14 protein-coding genes and 4 tRNA genes are annotated in these 16,640 nt (G+C 40.1%); 15 read left to right on the forward strand and 3 right to left on the reverse strand.

Going from position 1 to position 16,640, the window contains the following annotated elements:
* Nucleotides 1-55 precede the first annotated feature (55 nt).
* Nucleotides 56-2,026, forward strand: coding sequence for a methyl-accepting chemotaxis protein (locus tag I6F44_RS13350; RefSeq protein ID WP_101216516.1), 1,971 nt, complete (start codon nucleotides 56-58; stop codon nucleotides 2,024-2,026).
* A 216-nt stretch (nucleotides 2,027-2,242) separates the two neighbouring features.
* Here the strand turns inward: I6F44_RS13350 and I6F44_RS13355 are convergent, their stop codons facing one another.
* Complete coding sequence (locus I6F44_RS13355; protein WP_010553266.1) at nucleotides 2,243-2,563, reverse strand: BON domain-containing protein; 321 nt, start codon at nucleotides 2,561-2,563, stop codon at nucleotides 2,243-2,245.
* 272 nt (nucleotides 2,564-2,835) lie between these two features.
* A complete protein-coding gene (gene srmB, locus I6F44_RS13360) occupies nucleotides 2,836-4,062 on the reverse strand; it encodes an ATP-dependent RNA helicase SrmB (protein WP_007376476.1) in 1,227 nt (408 codons plus the stop codon).
* Between the two features lie 75 nt (nucleotides 4,063-4,137).
* Here srmB and I6F44_RS13365 point away from each other — a divergent pair, with 75 nt between their 5' ends.
* From I6F44_RS13365 to I6F44_RS13380, 4 genes are all read left to right on the forward strand, one after another.
* Entirely contained in the window at nucleotides 4,138-4,836 is a 699-nt protein-coding gene (locus I6F44_RS13365) for a tRNA1(Val) (adenine(37)-N6)-methyltransferase (protein ID WP_197173934.1), read from the forward strand.
* 156 nt (nucleotides 4,837-4,992) lie between these two features.
* Nucleotides 4,993-7,002, forward strand: a complete 2,010-nt coding sequence (locus tag I6F44_RS13370) for an alpha-amylase (RefSeq protein ID WP_197173935.1) — start codon at nucleotides 4,993-4,995, stop codon at nucleotides 7,000-7,002.
* A gap of 144 nt (nucleotides 7,003-7,146) precedes the next feature.
* Entirely contained in the window at nucleotides 7,147-7,593 is a 447-nt protein-coding gene (locus tag I6F44_RS13375) for a DUF2147 domain-containing protein (RefSeq protein WP_165722108.1), read from the forward strand.
* A 139-nt stretch (nucleotides 7,594-7,732) separates the two neighbouring features.
* Complete coding sequence (locus I6F44_RS13380; RefSeq protein ID WP_197173936.1) at nucleotides 7,733-8,200, forward strand: YHS domain-containing (seleno)protein; 468 nt, start codon at nucleotides 7,733-7,735, stop codon at nucleotides 8,198-8,200.
* Between the two features lie 344 nt (nucleotides 8,201-8,544).
* Here the strand turns inward: I6F44_RS13380 and fldB are convergent, their stop codons facing one another.
* Entirely contained in the window at nucleotides 8,545-9,066 is a 522-nt protein-coding gene (gene fldB, locus I6F44_RS13385) for a flavodoxin FldB (protein ID WP_007583764.1), read from the reverse strand.
* A gap of 94 nt (nucleotides 9,067-9,160) precedes the next feature.
* Between fldB and xerD the strand changes: the two genes are divergently transcribed.
* The 10 genes from xerD (at nucleotide 9,161) to I6F44_RS13435 (ending at nucleotide 16,633) form a co-directional block, all read left to right on the forward strand.
* A complete protein-coding gene (gene xerD / locus I6F44_RS13390) occupies nucleotides 9,161-10,087 on the forward strand; it encodes a site-specific tyrosine recombinase XerD (protein ID WP_024590718.1) in 927 nt (308 codons plus the stop codon).
* 63 nt (nucleotides 10,088-10,150) lie between these two features.
* Nucleotides 10,151-10,879 (forward strand): bifunctional protein-disulfide isomerase/oxidoreductase DsbC, encoded by a 729-nt coding sequence (gene dsbC, locus I6F44_RS13395; protein WP_007583768.1) that lies wholly within the window; start codon nucleotides 10,151-10,153, stop codon nucleotides 10,877-10,879.
* A gap of 81 nt (nucleotides 10,880-10,960) precedes the next feature.
* On the forward strand, nucleotides 10,961-12,682 hold the full coding sequence (recJ, locus tag I6F44_RS13400) for a single-stranded-DNA-specific exonuclease RecJ (protein ID WP_197173937.1): 1,722 nt from the start codon (nucleotides 10,961-10,963) through the stop codon (nucleotides 12,680-12,682).
* A 143-nt stretch (nucleotides 12,683-12,825) separates the two neighbouring features.
* Nucleotides 12,826-13,924, forward strand: a protein-coding gene (gene prfB, locus I6F44_RS13405) for a peptide chain release factor 2 (protein ID WP_139016071.1) whose coding sequence is annotated in 2 segments (ribosomal slippage) — nucleotides 12,826-12,900 and nucleotides 12,902-13,924 — 1,098 coding nt in all. Because the reading frame shifts where the segments join, the coding sequence is not laid out codon by codon here.
* Between the two features lie 26 nt (nucleotides 13,925-13,950).
* Nucleotides 13,951-15,486 carry a lysine--tRNA ligase gene (gene lysS, locus I6F44_RS13410; RefSeq protein ID WP_024597675.1) on the forward strand — a complete coding sequence of 512 codons (1,536 nt, stop codon included), beginning with the start codon at nucleotides 13,951-13,953 and terminating at the stop codon, nucleotides 15,484-15,486.
* A gap of 322 nt (nucleotides 15,487-15,808) precedes the next feature.
* Nucleotides 15,809-15,991, forward strand: coding sequence for a hypothetical protein (locus I6F44_RS13415; RefSeq protein ID WP_197173938.1), 183 nt, complete (start codon nucleotides 15,809-15,811; stop codon nucleotides 15,989-15,991).
* A 128-nt stretch (nucleotides 15,992-16,119) separates the two neighbouring features.
* Nucleotides 16,120-16,212 (forward strand) — tRNA-Ser (locus I6F44_RS13420).
* A 38-nt stretch (nucleotides 16,213-16,250) separates the two neighbouring features.
* A tRNA-Arg gene (locus I6F44_RS13425) sits at nucleotides 16,251-16,327 on the forward strand.
* 74 nt (nucleotides 16,328-16,401) lie between these two features.
* Nucleotides 16,402-16,478 (forward strand) — tRNA-Arg (locus tag I6F44_RS13430).
* Between the two features lie 78 nt (nucleotides 16,479-16,556).
* Nucleotides 16,557-16,633: transfer RNA gene (locus I6F44_RS13435), tRNA-Arg, on the forward strand.
* The last annotated feature ends 7 nt before the right edge of the window (nucleotides 16,634-16,640 follow it).

Below are 16,640 nucleotides of genomic sequence, written 5' to 3' on the forward strand. Positions count from 1 at the left end.
TTTAGCTTTTGGTAGGCTAGATTTAACTTAACTGCTCTTTATTTAGTAAATACAAATGCCAAGCAAGAAAGAAAGTTCAGCTTTTCAAACGAGTCATTGGAGTTTAAAAACTAAGCTAACATTAATTTTCCTACTCGTAGGGATAATACCCGCCCTCATAATTACTACAATTTCTACATTACAATCAAAATCACGCGTCGAATACAATATATCTCAGTCGCTTGAGGCGATTAATCAAATAAAAAAAACTCAGATCGAAAATTATTTTAATCAAAAAAGGGCAGATATTGAGCTTTTGGCTTTAATTGTTCCGCAGCTTGAGGAAGACAACTATGATCGCTTTTTTACAGAATATATACAGAAGTATGACTATTACGATGTGTTTTTAATTAATAACAATGGGCTTATTTATTACACTCAAGCTAGAGAATCTGATTATCAAACAAACATATTAAAAGGGAAATATGCGAGTTCAAATTTAGGAGATTTAATTAAAGAGGTTAAACAATCTAAAAGTTTTAGTATTGCTGATTACAAACCGTATGCACCAAGTAATGGAGAACCCGCTGCGTTTATTGCTATACCTGTTGATGGTAGCGATACAATAGTTGCTTTGCAGCTTTCAAGTGAAGGGACTAATCAAATAATGGGTGTTCGCGAAGGGATGGGAGAAACTGGTGAGAGTTACCTAGTTGGAGAAGATAAGCTAATGCGTTCTGATTCATATCTTGACCCAGAAGGACATTCACTCAAAGCAAGTTTTGCAGGAACTGTAACAAATAATGGTGCTGATACAGAGGCTGTAAATTTAGCTTTAAATGCTCAGCATGGTACTAAAATAATAAAAGATTATAATGGAAATAACGTACTTTCTGCCTTCGATAGTATAAAGATTGGAGATTTTAGCTGGATTATATTAAGTGAAATTGACGAATCAGAAGCATTTTCACCAGTCCATCAGACTGTGCTTTTTAGTGTGATTTCTATAATAGTAGCTGCAATTGTTGTTGTATTTATTGGTGTTTTCTTTTCTCGAAAAATAGCGACTCCAATAATTGTAGCTTCCAATTTTGCTAAAAAAGTGGCGGCAGGAGATCTTAGCAGTAATATCGAAGTTAATTCACACGATGAGGTAGGCATGCTACAAGTTGCATTGCATACCATGTTAGAAAATCTCAGAAAAATGATTGGTGAATTATCTAACGTTGCAGTTCAGCAAGGCAGTACAGCAACAGAGCTTGCCTCAGTTACTGAGCAAACTAGCTTAGCAGTTACCGAGCAGCAAGCACAAACTATACAAGTTGCAGCCGCCACTACCGAAATGACTGAAACAGTAAAAGAGATAGCGAGTACAACTGCTAGTGCATCATTATTATGTGAAAATATTCAAAGAATGGCTCGAGAAGGCTCTGAAAATAATGATAGTACTTACAACGCACTTGTTTCTCTTGGAGAAGCTACAAAAAAATCAGCACATGAAGTGACGGAGTTGAAGCATAATTCAGAAAAAATAGTGAATGTATTAGGCGTTATTAAAAAGATAGCTGATCAGACTAATTTACTTGCTTTGAACGCAGCAATTGAAGCAGCTAGAGCTGGTGAACAAGGGCGTGGTTTTGCTGTTGTTGCTGATGAAGTACGAAGCTTAGCTAAGTCTACGCAAGAGTCTACAATGGAGGTTGAAGTGATAATTGAAGCTGTTGTGAGTGCCAGTAACGCAGCTGTTCAAGCAATGACAGACAATGTAGGACAAACAACTCAAGTTCAGGAAATAGCTAAGAAAGCAAACTTAATCAATAGTAATGTAGGCAAAGCAGTAGATGAAATTTTTGATATGGTTGTTCAAATTGCAACCGCCTCTGAGCAGCAGGCAACCACCATCGATGAAATATCACGAAATATAGGTGTCATAAATATGGGTATATCAGAGACCGAGCAGGCAGTTAGAGATATCGCACAGTCAAGTAGCGAATTGTCTAGGATGGCAAACGGTTTAAATGATGAGGCCCAAAAGTTTAGTCTTTAACTTACTCTATTAATTTAGAAATCTTTGATTTAATGACGCTAATCATACAGATATAACTACGGTAGGATGTTACAGGGACGTACCATAAAAGACGTAAATAAGCGCGTGCCAAATAGTGCACGCGCATAAATGAATATTAGAGTTGGTGAGACATTTTGCAACCGATGAGCTCGTAAATTACAAACTTCCAACATATTTATGTTTTATTCTAATATGTTAAATAACGCTAATTTTATTACGAATGATTTTTACGCCATCCATATTTTCTAAAAACTTTTGAGCTAGTGCGCGCTGAAAACCAGTTTGTGCTTCACCGTATAAATCTACTTCACCATTTTTTACCTGCACACGAATATCACTTAACGCTAGGTTAGGATTAGTTCGTAGGGTGTTGGTGATAGCTTGTTGTAAGTTAGGTTGAGTGGCTACACTGCTTACTACGGCCATGTTGGTTGCTGCACTTACCTTTGTAGCGCAAGCTAATAAAAATAAACAACAAAATGATACTAAAGCGATAGTTAACTTGAAGCGGTTCATAACTTAATCCTTACATTACGGTGAATAGTGCAGCCACAATATGGAAATTCCATCGGCTAGGTTATCTTTGTAGTTACAATTTCGGTGCCAATATTAACGCTATGAAATATAAGGGGATTTTTATTAAGTGGGAATTCAGGTGGGCAAAAATTACATTTAAATGAGTATGAGTTACATGCTTGGGTTACATATGTAACAGGTACAAGTGACAGAGCTATAAAGCTTGCATTAAAAAGCCGACAAAAGCCGGCTTAGTATAAAAATATTTTAGGTTACTTTTTCTTTTTAACCTTAGCCTTTTTCTTGGCTTTCATTTTTACTGGATCTTTACGCTTTTTAGCTGGTGGCTTCGCTTCTTTATGCTGTGGCTCGACACCTCTAATTACACGGCGTTTTAATTTTTGTTCAACGTAGCGCTCTACTTTATATAAAATACCAATATCGTGTGCTTCAACTAGCGATATTGCTATCCCTTTTTTACCAGCACGGCCAGTACGACCAATACGGTGTACATATACGTCGGCAGTACGCGGCATATCAAAGTTAATAACGTGGCTGATGTCAGATACGTCAATACCACGTGCAGCTACGTCGGTAGCAACTAATATGCTTGTTTTGCCACTGTGGAAGTTTTCCATGGCTTTCATACGTTTGTCTTGTGGCATTTCGCCGCGTAACCACGCTGCTTTTACATCATTAGTTGTAAGTTCGCCAATCAATGTTTCTAAGCGTTCGCGAGTTTTAACAAACACAATCGCTTTAGTCACGTCAGGATTTTTTAGCGTATTAACTAATAACTCAAGTTTGTGATGATAATCGTCGGCTAAATGTACCCATTGGTGAATTTTTGCTTTTTCTTTACGTGACGATTCGGCTTCTAATAGAGCTGGGTCGTTTAATGTTTTTTCAGCAAACCTTTCTACGCTGTCACCTTCAAGTGTTGCTGAGAATAAAAAACATTGGCGACGATTTTTAGCTTCGTCACAAATACGGCTCATTTCTTTTTTGAAACCCATATCTAACATGCGATCTGCTTCATCAATAATAAGCATTTCTACGTGTTCAGCATGAAAGTTTTCGGTTTCTAGGTATTCCATTAATCGACCTGGTGTGGCGATTAAAATATCGTTATTTTTTTCAAAAATTTCTTTATGCGTGCCGTAGTTAATACCGCCTGTTACTACACCAATTTTTAGGTGTGTGCGCTTAGCTAGCAGTTCACATTGTTCATGAATTTGATAAGCCAACTCACGAGTTGGGGTCATAACGAGTACGCGCGCAAAACCAGGGTCACGACGTGGGAAATCCAGTAAGTACTGAATAGCCGGAATTAAAAATGCCGCTGTTTTACCTGTACCAGTAGGCGCGGATGCTAAAATGTCGCGCCCCTGTAGTGCTTCAGGAATAGCTTGTTGTTGAATGCTGGTTGGCGTCTCGTAGCCCATTTTATTAATGGCATCGAGTAGTTTGTTATCAAGATCAAATTCAGAAAATTGCATAGAGTGTCTAAAATAAGGGACAATTACCCTGATTATACGCGCTATGCTGCGCTTGGTGAATGAAAAGGTGAAAAAATGTCTGGTTTTGTATTTAAACAATTTAAAGTTGAACACGACCACTGTGCAATGAAAGTTTCTACCGATGGCATTTTGCTTGGCGCATGGGCTAATTTAAGCGGCGCAAAGTCATTACTTGATATAGGCACTGGCACCGGCTTACTAGCACTAATGTGTAAGCAGCGCAGTAATGAGCTTGATATAACTGCGGTAGAAATTGACGAAAGCGCCTATACCCAAGCATTACAAAATGTAGCTAATAGCCCGTGGCCAACTATAAGTATTACGCACCAAACTATTCAACGCTTTAGTAGTGAAGTTAAATTTGACGTGGTTATCTCTAATCCACCGTATTTTAATCACAGTTTAAAAGGCAACAATGCTGCGCGTAATACCGCACGCCATACCGACGGCCTAAGTTTTGAAGAGTTAATTAATGCGTTTAAACATTTAAGCCATAGTGGTTCTCGCTTTAGCTTAATACTCCCAAGCGTTGAAGGCGCATTATTTATTGAGCTTGCTACTCAAAATGGGCTTTATTTAAATACTCATTGCCAAGTAAAAGCCACGCCCAACAAAGATATTAGCCGCAGTTTAATGACATTTAGCTACGTAAAAAGCGATATAGAATCATCAATCCTGTGTATTAGAAACTTAGATAATACCTACACTGCTGATTATATAGCCCTATGCAAAGCATTTTATTTGAAAATGTAAATTGCCTAGTTATGTAGGTTATCTAGTAATAAAGGATAATTTACCTATTATGCATACGTATTCAGTTTTTATTTAATCAATTACCAATCTAGTGTTAACCACTTGTAAATAACATCGAGTAGTTGTTTTGCTCGCTCAACAATTGGATCACACACTATGAAACTCAATAAAATAATCACCACCGCAGGTTTAAGCCTAGGGTTGCTCTTACCTAGCATTGCGACTGCTACGCCCACCACATTTGTACATTTGTTTGAATGGAATTGGCAAGATGTAGCGCAAGAATGTGAGCAATACCTAGGACCAAAAGGCTACGCTGCAGTACAGGTCTCGCCACCTAATGAGCACATTACAGGAAGCCAATGGTGGACACGTTATCAGCCAGTAAGTTATGAACTGCAAAGTCGTGGCGGAAACCGTGCACAGTTTATCGATATGGTAAATCGCTGTAGTGCAGCTGGGGTTGATATTTACGTTGATACGCTTATTAACCATATGGCAGCAGGAAGTGGCACAGGCACAGCCGGAAATAGCTTTGGTAATAAAAGCTTTCCTATTTATAGCCCACAAGATTTTCATGAAAGTTGTACCATTAATAACTCTGATTATGGCAACGATCGCTACCGAGTACAAAACTGTGAACTCGTTGGACTTGCCGATTTAGATACCGCTTCAAACTATGTGCAAAATACCATTGCAGCATATATTAACGACTTACAAGCTATTGGCGTAAAAGGCTTTCGGTTTGATGCTTCTAAACATGTTGCAGCAAGCGATATCCAAAGTTTAATGGCCAAAGTAAATGGCTCGCCAGTGGTTTTTCAAGAAGTGATCGATCAAGGTGGGGAGGCTGTTGGTGCCTCTGAATATTTAAGCACAGGTTTAGTAACTGAATTTAAATATAGCACTGAGCTTGGTAACACTTTTAGAAACGGCTCGCTTGCATGGCTGAGTAATTTTGGCGAAGGGTGGGGCTTTATGCCAAGCTCTTCTGCGGTGGTTTTTGTAGACAATCACGACAATCAGCGCGGGCACGGCGGCGCTGGCAATGTTATTACCTTTGAAGATGGCCGCTTATATGACTTAGCCAATGTATTTATGTTGGCTTATCCGTACGGTTATCCAAAAGTAATGTCGAGTTATGATTTTCATGGTGATACAGATGCTGGTGGGCCAAATGTACCGGTACATAATAATGGTAACTTAGAGTGTTTTGTGAGTAATTGGAAGTGTGAGCATCGCTGGTCATATATTGCAGGCGGGGTCGATTTTAGAAATAACACCGCCGACAATTGGGCAGTAACAAACTGGTGGGATAACACAAATAATCAAATTTCATTTGGCCGAGGTAGCTCGGGTCATATGGCTATTAACAAAGAAGACTCAACACTTAGTGCAACTGTGCAAACCGATATGGCGCCAGGGCAATACTGTAATGTGCTAAAAGGCGAACTGTCAGCTGATGCTAAAAGTTGTAGTGGTGAGGTTATAACGGTTAATTCCGACGGTACTATTAATCTTAATATTGGCGCTTGGGATGCGATGGCAATTCATAAAAATGCCAAGTTAAATACCAGTTCTGCCTCAAGCACTGAAAGTGACTGGCAGCGAACGGTTATTTTTATTAATGCACAAACACAAAGCGGACAAGATATGTTTATCCGTGGTGGAATTGACCACGCTTATGCAAACGCAAACCTTGGTCGAAATTGCCAAACAAGTAATTTTGAGTGTGCAATGCCTATTCGTCATAACAATTTAAAAAATGTCACAACAAGCCCTTGGAAAGCAAATGATAACTACCTTGATTGGTATGGTATAGAAAATGGGCAAAGTAGCGAAGCAGAAGGTTCTGCTACCGACTGGACAACGAACGTTTGGCCAGCAGGTTGGGGCGTTGAAAAAACGGTAAACACAGATGGCTTTGGTGTGACACCTTTAAATATATGGGGCGAACACTATTGGATGCTTGATGTAGATATGGATTGCAGTAAAGCGGTTAATGGATGGTTTGAACTAAAAGCATTCATTAAAAATGGCCAAGGATGGGAGACTGCCATTGCACAAGACAATCCACTTTATACAAGTACTAATCATATGGCGCAATGCGGAAAAATTAATAAATTTGAGTTTAATAATTCAGGTGTAGTAATTCGTAGTTTTTAAAAGTAAGCAAAAAAGCTCATATGACAACCTAAACTAATGATTATTAGTTTAGGTTTTTTATTTTATGTACAGCGCTTTAATAGTGTGTTTATAAATCACCTGATATGATTTAGCCATTGGCCACTTAATTTAAAAGGCAACACAATGAAAAAGTTAAATAAATTAGCATTACTTAGCACGTTAGCAGCCACCATTTTTGCAAGCCAAGGTGTGTTTGCTGCTATTACGCCTGTAGGCCTTTGGAAAACGATTGATGAGGATACAAACCAAGCTAAGTCGTATGTACGTATTACCCAAACCAACGGTGTATTAAGCGGCAAAGTTGAAACCATTCTTAACCCGGCAAAACAAAACGATATATGCAGTAAATGTGATGATGAGTTAAAAGATCAGCCTATTTTAGGAATGACTATAATCACGGGTGTAAAAGCACAAGATGATGGTGTTTGGGGAGACGGTGAAATACTCGATCCAACAAATGGTAAAACCTACACTTTACAGCTAACCCCGCAAGATGAAGGTGAAAAGCTCGAAGTACGCGGCTATATTGGCTTTTTTTACCGTAATCAATATTGGCTAAAAGTAGAGTAAGTTTTACTACTTATTTAATCACTGGGCGTTAAATAATTAAGTATTAACTGAAATCATTTTTGCGCTTTGCCTTTCTTACTCACTAAGCCAGCTATATTTAATTGGCATTCAATTTTGAGTAAATAATAAAGGAAAAAAGATGATTAAGTACATAGTTGCTTTAATAATGATTAGCGCACTGTTAATAAGCGGTGGGGCAAATGCAAAGGATGATGCTGTAAATACGGGTTGGTTTAATAACACGGCTATTAAAGGGTACGACAGCGTTGCTTATTTTACGCAAAATAAAGCCGTTAAAGGCAGCGAAAAATACACGTTTAGTTATTTAGGTGCCAACTGGCACTTTTCGAGTGAAGAAAACAAAACGACATTTGCAGAAAACCCAAAGCGTTATGCACCGCAATACGGTGGTTGGTGTGCTTATGCAATGGCTGATGAAGGTAACGCTGTAGGTATAGACCCAGAAGCATTTTATATTCACGAAGGTAAGCTTTACTTAAACTATAGCGAAAGCGTGCAGCAAAAATGGTTAAGTAATTTACTACCATACATTGTTATGGCAGATGGGTACTACCCACAAACAACCAATGTGATGACGTTTCAATAAATTACTCATATTGCTAGGGCGTGTTGACCTTTGTGGATTGAAATTTGTTCAATCTAGGGGCGATTAAATCGCGGCGCGAGGTTTGTAACCTAGTGGGCTAAGTAAAAACCGAGCAACAAAGAGTTGATCGCCCCTAGAAAGAACCCAGAGGGCAGTGCATGTTTGGCATTTATGCTGCGTTATCGCCTATTTATGGGGAATAACCACACTACATAGGCTCTGCCTTGCCTAAAAACCAAACATACTGCTGCAAATTCACCCACCAAAGATCAACACGCCCTAATTAAAAAGCCCGCAACTAAACTAGTTGCGGGCTTTTTGCTTTTTATTTATTAGCTTATTAATTAAAGCGTTTCGCCGTATTCAGTCATTACCTGTTCAACCCATGTTGCAATGCGGTCGTCGCTTAGCTCGTATTGACTGTCTTCGTCGAGCGCGAGTCCTACAAACTGTTTACCATCAGGCGTTAATGCTTTTGAAGCTTCAAACTCGTAACTACTGTCGTTTGGCCAAAAACCAAGTTGAGTAAATGTTTGCGTATTTATTTCGTCGTGTAGCATGCCTAGCGCATCTTGAAACCATTGCCCGTAACCTTGCTGATCGCCCATACCAAATAAAGCAATGGTTTTACCATTTAGGTTTACGTCGGCTATGTCGTCCCACTTTGACTCCCAGTCTTCTTGTATTTCACCAAAATCCCATGTTGAAATACCAAAGATGATAAAGTCGTACTGCTCTGCATTTTTTAGTGGCTCGTCTTTAATATTGTGCAGGGTAACTATATCGGCACCAATAATGTCGCGAATCTTTTCTGCTGCCATTTCGGTGTAGCACGTAGTAGAACCAAAAAATAAACCAATTTGCATCGTATTTATCACTGTGTAATTGCCTGATATGATAGGCTCAAGTTTACCGTAAGGTATTTTTAATTGATACCTTAGCAAAGCATGAGAGCATAATGTGACAACGCTATCTGACGATTCTTTTGAAAATAACAGCAGTATGAGCAGTAATAGCGACTACCTAGAAACCTTTTTAGATAGCCTGTACTTAGAACAAGGCGTAAGCGAAAACACATTAAGTGCTTATCGCAGTGATTTAGATAAGTTTTGCCTATTTTTAAAAGGCGAAAATTTAATGACGGTAACAGGGCTTGATGTTGAAAGTTACTTAGCGCATCGAGTCGATTTAGGATTAAAACCACGCAGTACGGCACGTAGCATTAGTGCGTTAAAGCGTTTTTATCAGTACTTTGTGCGCGAAAAACTAATTAGCGACACCCCCATGCTAAATATTTCTCAGCCAAAAGCAGGGCAGTCGTTACCTAAAACACTCTCAGAGGCCGAAGTTGAGGCATTATTAAATGCGCCTAATACCGAAGAAGCGATGGGACTGCGCGATAAAGCCATGCTAGAGCTACTTTATGCAACGGGTTTGCGTGTAAGTGAGCTTGTTGGACTGCGCATGGAGCAAATTAATTTGCGCCAAGCAGTGGTGTTTGTAAAAGGTAAAGGTAATAAAGAGCGCTTAGTTCCACTGGGTGAAGAAGCCATGTATTGGCTTGAGCAATTTTTAAAGGGTGGGCGTGCGCAAATGATAAAACATGCCACCGATTTTGTGTTCCCATCTAAACGCGGAGTAGGCATGACGCGACAAACCTTTTGGCATAGAATTAAACACTATGCTATTTTGGCAGCAGTTGAGTCTCCATTATCGCCCCATACTATGCGCCATGCTTTTGCTACGCACTTATTAAATCATGGGGCAGATTTACGTGTGGTACAAATGATGTTGGGCCATAGCGATTTATCAACGACGCAAATTTATACCCATGTTGCCAATGAACGGTTAAAGTCGGTACACGCAGAGCACCATCCGCGTGCGTAAGTTTGAAAGTAAATATCATTAAGCCGGTCAATATATTAAGTATTTTTAGGATAGAGAGAAGTTATGAAAAAATTAATGTTAGCAGGTGCCATGTTGTGCACAAGTATTAGTGCATTTGCAAATGGCGTTGCTGTAACACCAGATGCTAATGATCCTATTATTACTAAATTTGCCGAGCTTGGTGTAACTGTAAAGCAAATTAACCCAAGTCCAGTAACGGGTTTAAAAGAATTGATTACTAATAAGGGCGTGCTTTACGCAAGTCCAGACGGTCAATATTTAATGCAAGGTACGTTAATTGATTTAAATAATCGTAATAACCTAACAGAGCAAGCATTAAATGGCGTGCGTGTTGAAGGTCTTAAAGAATACGAAGAATCGATGATTGTGTACAAAGCGCCAAACGAAAAGCACAGTATTACTGTATTTACCGACATTAGCTGTGGTTACTGTCGTAAATTACACCGCGAGTTAGACGATTTACTTGATGCGGGTATTACCGTTAAGTACCTTGCGTTTCCACGTGGTGGCTTACAAGGTTCAGGTTACGCAGATTTAATGAACGTATGGTGTGCACGCGATCAGCAAGAAGCACTAACAGAAGCTAAATCGGGCACAAGCACTAAAGTAGTTGCAGGCTGTAGCGCACCGGTTGCAGAGCATTACCAATTAGGTCAAAGCTTTGGTATTAGCGGCACACCCGCTATTATTTTAGAAGATGGTACTATGATCCCTGGTTACCAGCCAGCAGCAGCACTAAAAGCAGCATTAGAAGCTAACAAAGCGTCGTAATTAAACGCTTAGTTATTATTAAAAAGGCCTTAATGGCCTTTTTTTGTCTTTTTAATACGACTCAATAAGTTAAAACCCTGCATGAAAAAACTAATCATTGCGCGTGAAAACGTTGACGACTCGCACCTGCCGAGTAATTTACACCCTGTAATTAAACAAATTTATGCTAACCGCAATGTATTCAATGCCGAAGAGCTAAATAACAGCGTAGCTACGCTTCACGACTTCAAATTGTTTAAAGACATCGACAAAGCCAGCGACTTATTAATTGAAGCATTAAAAGCGCAAAGCCAAATATTAATAGTTGGCGACTTTGATGCCGATGGCGCAACAAGCACTGCAACATTAATGCAAGGTCTTGAGATGTTTGGCTTTAAGCATTTAGATTACTTAATTCCTGACAGGTTTAGCTTAGGTTATGGCTTAAGCCCCGCGCTTGCTGAGCAAATAGTACAAATAAAACCTGATTTAGTGATCACCGTAGATAACGGCATATCGTGTATTGCCGGTATTGATATTTTAAAAGCGGTTGGCATAAAAGTGCTGGTAACAGATCACCATTTACAAGGTGAGCAGCTGCCAAATGCAGATGCAATAGTAAATCCAAATAGACATGAATGTGATTTTCCGTCTAAATCTATTGCAGGCGTTGGCGTTGCTTTTTACTTATTAATAGCGCTGAGAAGCGTAATGCGAGATTTGGGTTATTTTGAGCAACAACCACCGCCTAATTTAGCTAACTTGCTCGACATTGTAGCGCTTGGAACGGTTGCTGATGTAGTGGCACTTGATGCAAATAACCGTACCTTAGTACACCAAGGTTTAGCACGTATTCGCAGTGGTAAAACACGCCCTGGTATTACCGCGCTTATTGAAGTGGCTAACCGCAATGCTGCGCGCTTAAGTGCAAGCGACTTTGGCTTTTCACTTGCGCCGCGTTTAAATGCAGCAGGGCGATTAGACGACATGAGTTTGGGTATAGCGTGCTTGCTTAGCACCGATATAAACCAAGCGCGTAGTATAGCCGGCGAGCTCGATAGCTTAAACTTTGCAAGGCGCGAAATAGAACAAGGCATGCAAGCCGAGGCGCAAGCCGTGCTTGATAGGCTCGCATTTAGCGATGATAACATTCCTGATGCTATTTGTTTGTTTCAAGACGATTGGCATCAAGGTGTTATTGGTATTTTGGCTGGTCGCTTAAAAGAAAAATACCACCGCCCAACCGTTATATTTGCTGGTGGCGAAAATGGTGAAATTAAAGGCTCGTGCCGCTCTATTGAAGGGCTGCACATGCGCGATTTACTCGAAGGGCTTAATACAGCCGACCCACACTTAATTAATAAATTTGGTGGCCATGCCATGGCAGCCGGCTTAAGTATTAACGAGCAACACTTTAACGACTTTAAAAAAGCGTTTGATGCCGCAGTTAGCGCGCAACTGAGTGAAGAAAGTAAACGCTGTATTGTATTTACCGACGGTGAGCTGCCAAACGACTGCTTTACGATGGAATTTGCCCAGCTATTAAAGCAATCGGGCCCGTGGGGTCAGCAATTTCCTGAGCCGGTGTTTGAGCATACCTTTGAAGTAATACAGCAGCGCATAGTAGGCGAAAAGCATTTAAAGCTCGTGTTAAAGCATCAATTTGGCCGATTAGTTGACGCCATTGCTTTTGGTATTGATGTAAAAGAATGGCCAGATACTGAGGCGAAGTTTGTAAAAGTAGCGTACCAGCTCGATATAAATGAGTTTAGAGGTAAATTTACGCTGCAATTAATAGTTAGAGAGCTTGAAAAAGTGCACTAAAAAATATGTAATATCATGCATAAAATGCTAATAAAGCGCGCGGTTTTTTGTTAAAATCGGGCGTTTTTATCATTTGACGATAATTTATTGCGAAAATCCCATTTAAAGGGGCGCAATTACCTAGCCATTTTGGAGTGATGTACATGTTTGAAGTGAATCCTGTGATTAATCAAATCAAGGAAATTCGCGAACGTACTGAATTGCTTCGGGGGTACCTTTGACTACGCTCTTAAACAAGAACGCTTAGAAGAAGTTAACGCCGAGCTTGAAGATTCAGCCGTATGGAATGAGCCTGAACGCGCACAAGCGCTTGGCCGTGAAAAATCAGCATTAGAAGCGGTTGTTGAAACAATCGATAACCTAGTAGCCGGTACTGACGACGTTGAAGGCTTACTTGAGCTAGCAGTAGAAGCTGAAGACGAAGATACCTTTGTTGAAGCGCAAACTGAGCTTGCTGATTTAAACGGACAGTTAGAAGGTTTAGAGTTTCGTCGTATGTTTTCAGGTCCTCATGACTCAAACGATGCTTACCTTGATTTACAATCAGGTTCTGGCGGTACTGAAGCACAAGACTGGTGTAATATTTTACTTCGTATGTATTTACGTTGGGGCGAGGCTAAAGGCTTTAAAGTTGAGCTAGTTGAAGCGACCGACGGTGATGTTGCCGGTATTAAAGGCGCAACTGTCCGCTTTGTTGGCGAATACGCTTACGGTTGGCTACGCACAGAAACTGGTGTGCATCGCTTAGTACGTAAAAGCCCATTTGACTCAAGTGGTCGTCGTCATACTTCATTTGCTTCTGCGTTTGTATACCCAGAAGTTGACGATAACATTGAAATTGATATGAATCCGTCAGACCTGCGTATAGACGTTTACCGTGCATCGGGCGCGGGTGGTCAGCACGTTAACACCACCGAATCGGCGGTTCGTATTACTCACGTACCAACAAATACCGTAGTGCAGTGTCAAAACGAGCGTTCACAGCATAAAAATAAAGCCCAAGCGATGAAGCAGTTAAAAGCTAAATTATTTGAGCTTGAGCTACAACAGCAAAATGCTGAAAAACAAACGCAAGAAGATGCTAAATCTGATATTGGTTGGGGTAGTCAAATTCGTTCATACGTACTTGATGACGCACGCATTAAAGATTTACGTACAGGCGTTGAAAACCGCAATACCCAATCGGTACTTGACGGTAACTTAGATAAATTTATTGAAGCCAGCCTTAAATCTGGCCTATAACCACCAAGCTAATAAAGAGCTAAAAAATGACTGATAAAATCCAAGACGAAAACAAGTTAATCGCTGAGCGTCGCGGCAAGTTAGACGCTATACGCGAAAATTGCCCAGCCAACGGTCATCCAAACCAATTCCGTCGTGAGCATTACACGGCTGATTTGCAAGCCCAGTTTGGTGATAAGAGCAAAGAAGAATTAGTAGAGATGCAAGAAGTTGTGTCTATCGCTGGCCGTATTTTAGCAAAGCGTGGACCGTTTTTTGTAATTCAAGACATGAAAGGTCGCGTACAAGCGTATGCATCTAAAGATGTTCAAAAAGATCTTAAAGAAAAATATGGTCAGCTAGACACTGGCGATATTATTGGTGTTAAAGGCGCATTAAATAAATCGGGTAAAGGCGATTTATACGTAGAAATGACTGAGTACCAATTATTAACTAAGTCACTTCGTCCGTTGCCTGAAAAATTCCATGGCTTATCAGATCAAGAAACAAAGTACCGCCAACGTTACGTTGACTTAATTACTAACGAAGCAACGCGCGAAACATTCCGTATTCGTTCACAAGTAGTTGAAGGCATTCGTCGCTTTTTAGCAGACCGTGACTTTATGGAAGTAGAAACACCAATGCTGCAGGTTATACCTGGCGGTGCATCTGCGCGTCCGTTTGTAACTCACCATAACGCGCTTGATATCGACATGTACTTACGTATAGCGCCTGAGCTTTACTTAAAGCGCTTAGTGGTAGGTGGTTTTGACCGTGTATTCGAAATTAACCGTAACTTCCGTAACGAAGGGTTATCTACGCGTCACAATCCAGAATTCACAATGATTGAATTTTACCAAGCATATGCTGATTACATCGACCTGATGAACATCACCGAAGACATGCTTCGTACGGTTGCAGAAAACGTACTAGGTAGTGCAGTTGTAGTTAATACAACTAAAGACGAAAACGGCGAAGTAATTGACTCAGTTGAATACGACTTTGGCCAACCGTTTACACGTTTAAGCATGGCGGACGCAATATTAAAATATAACCCTGAGTTTGATGCTGCGGTATTTAACGACCCAGAAAACCACTTTGACGAATTAAAAGCGTACGCTAAACAAGTACACGTTAAAATTCCTGAAAATTGTGTTTGGGGCCCAGGTAAGTTCTTGTGTGAAATATTTGAAGAAACAGCAGAGCACATGCTTATTCAACCTACGTTTATTACTGGCTACCCGTGGGAAGTTTCTCCACTTGCACGCCGTAACGACGAAAATGCATTTGTTACCGACCGTTTTGAATTTTTTGTTGGCGGTCGTGAACTTGCAAATGGTTTCTCTGAGCTTAACGATGCACAAGACCAAGCAGAGCGCTTTACACGCCAAGTTGAAGAGAAAGACGCAGGCGATGATGAAGCAATGCATTACGATGAAGACTACATACGCGCACTTGAGTACGGCTTACCGCCAACTGCAGGTGAAGGTATTGGTATTGACCGTTTAGTAATGTTGTTTACTGACTCATCAACAATTAAAGACGTTATTTTGTTCCCGCATATGCGCCCGCAAGCTGACTAAGCTTTGGGTAGAACAAAGTAAGTTAATAAACGCCGCTTAATAGCGGCGTTTTTTGTTTTGTATTAGTATTTTAATTAATAAGTACTACACTAAAAATTAAATGTAGTTATTAGTGCTGGTTAATGTGCAATTCAGCTTCGCTAATTTATTGTTATTGGCAGTTTTTAATATTAAAACTAACAGTGCTATAACTTTTTAGTATGATTGTTTTTTAAACATATGTTGTATTTATGTAAAGGTTTTAGCTAGAATACGCACGAAATTTACACTGCTTGGTATTTAGCAGTTAAATATAGATTCTTAAAGGACTTAGAATAATAGTATGAAAGACAAACGAGTAGATGATTTATCAGAAGAATGCACATCAGAGCAAGAAAGAAATGCTTACTACCGTGCTTGTATTGCTGAATTTCAACAATTAGGTTACCAAGAACAGTATTTGGCTCAGTTAACTGATGACTTAGTTCCTGTGCTAGGTGTTAATCCTTCAAATAAAAACGCGTAACCCGCTTAAATTTCAAACTAATTACACTTTTAAACCAAGCATATGTGCAATCTATAACCATATAGTCGTTTTTGGTAGAAAAGTGTTTGACATATTTTCTGAAATCTTTATTATACGCCCCACAAGACGGAGAGGTGTCCGAGTGGCCGAAGGAGCTCCCCTGCTAAGGGAGTATAGAGTTTGTAGCTCTATCGAGGGTTCGAATCCCTCCCTCTCCACCATTTCTTTTAATGGCGTGTTTTGTAAAGTTTTAAAGTATGGGTGCATAGCTCAGCTGGATAGAGTACTCGGCTACGAACCGAGCGGTCGGAGGTTCGAATCCTCCTGCGCCCACCATACTTTAATAACTCTGCTTAGAGTATAAATAAGCAAAAACTCTACTTAGAGTTTAAATAAGTAAACTATAAAGTGGGTGCATAGCTCAGCTGGATAGAGTACTCGGCTACGAACCGAGCGGTCGGAGGTTCGAATCCTCCTGCGCCCACCACTTTATAAACTCTGCTTAGAGTATAAATAAGTAAAACTCTTACTTAGAGTAAAAACAAGTAATAGTAAAAATGAAAGTGGGTGCATAGCTCAGCTGGATAGAGTACTCGGCTACGAACCGAGCGGTCGGAGGTTCGAATCCTCCTGCGCCCACCACTTTCAT

Source organism: Pseudoalteromonas sp. NZS11_1 (genome assembly GCF_015864275.1).
GTDB classification, from domain to species: Bacteria; Pseudomonadota; Gammaproteobacteria; order Enterobacterales; family Alteromonadaceae; genus Pseudoalteromonas; species Pseudoalteromonas arctica.

Bases quoted from the DNA above. Each gene is read 5' to 3' on its own strand.
- I6F44_RS13355 (WP_010553266.1), bottom strand. From the start codon at position 2,563: ATGAACCGCTTCAAGTTAACTATCGCTTTAGTATCATTTTGTTGTTTA.
- I6F44_RS13365 (WP_197173934.1), top strand. From the start codon at position 4,138: ATGTCTGGTTTTGTATTTAAACAATTTAAAGTTGAACACGACCACTGT.
- srmB (WP_007376476.1), bottom strand. From the start codon at position 4,062: ATGCAATTTTCTGAATTTGATCTTGATAACAAACTACTCGATGCCATT.
- I6F44_RS13375 (WP_165722108.1), top strand. From the start codon at position 7,147: ATGAAAAAGTTAAATAAATTAGCATTACTTAGCACGTTAGCAGCCACC.
- I6F44_RS13415 (WP_197173938.1), top strand. From the start codon at position 15,809: ATGAAAGACAAACGAGTAGATGATTTATCAGAAGAATGCACATCAGAG.
- dsbC (WP_007583768.1), top strand. From the start codon at position 10,151: ATGAAAAAATTAATGTTAGCAGGTGCCATGTTGTGCACAAGTATTAGT.
- I6F44_RS13380 (WP_197173936.1), top strand. From the start codon at position 7,733: ATGATTAAGTACATAGTTGCTTTAATAATGATTAGCGCACTGTTAATA.
- I6F44_RS13370 (WP_197173935.1), top strand. From the start codon at position 4,993: ATGAAACTCAATAAAATAATCACCACCGCAGGTTTAAGCCTAGGGTTG.
- fldB (WP_007583764.1), bottom strand. From the start codon at position 9,066: ATGCAAATTGGTTTATTTTTTGGTTCTACTACGTGCTACACCGAAATG.
- lysS (WP_024597675.1), top strand. From the start codon at position 13,951: ATGACTGATAAAATCCAAGACGAAAACAAGTTAATCGCTGAGCGTCGC.
- recJ (WP_197173937.1), top strand. From the start codon at position 10,961: ATGAAAAAACTAATCATTGCGCGTGAAAACGTTGACGACTCGCACCTG.
- I6F44_RS13350 (WP_101216516.1), top strand. From the start codon at position 56: ATGCCAAGCAAGAAAGAAAGTTCAGCTTTTCAAACGAGTCATTGGAGT.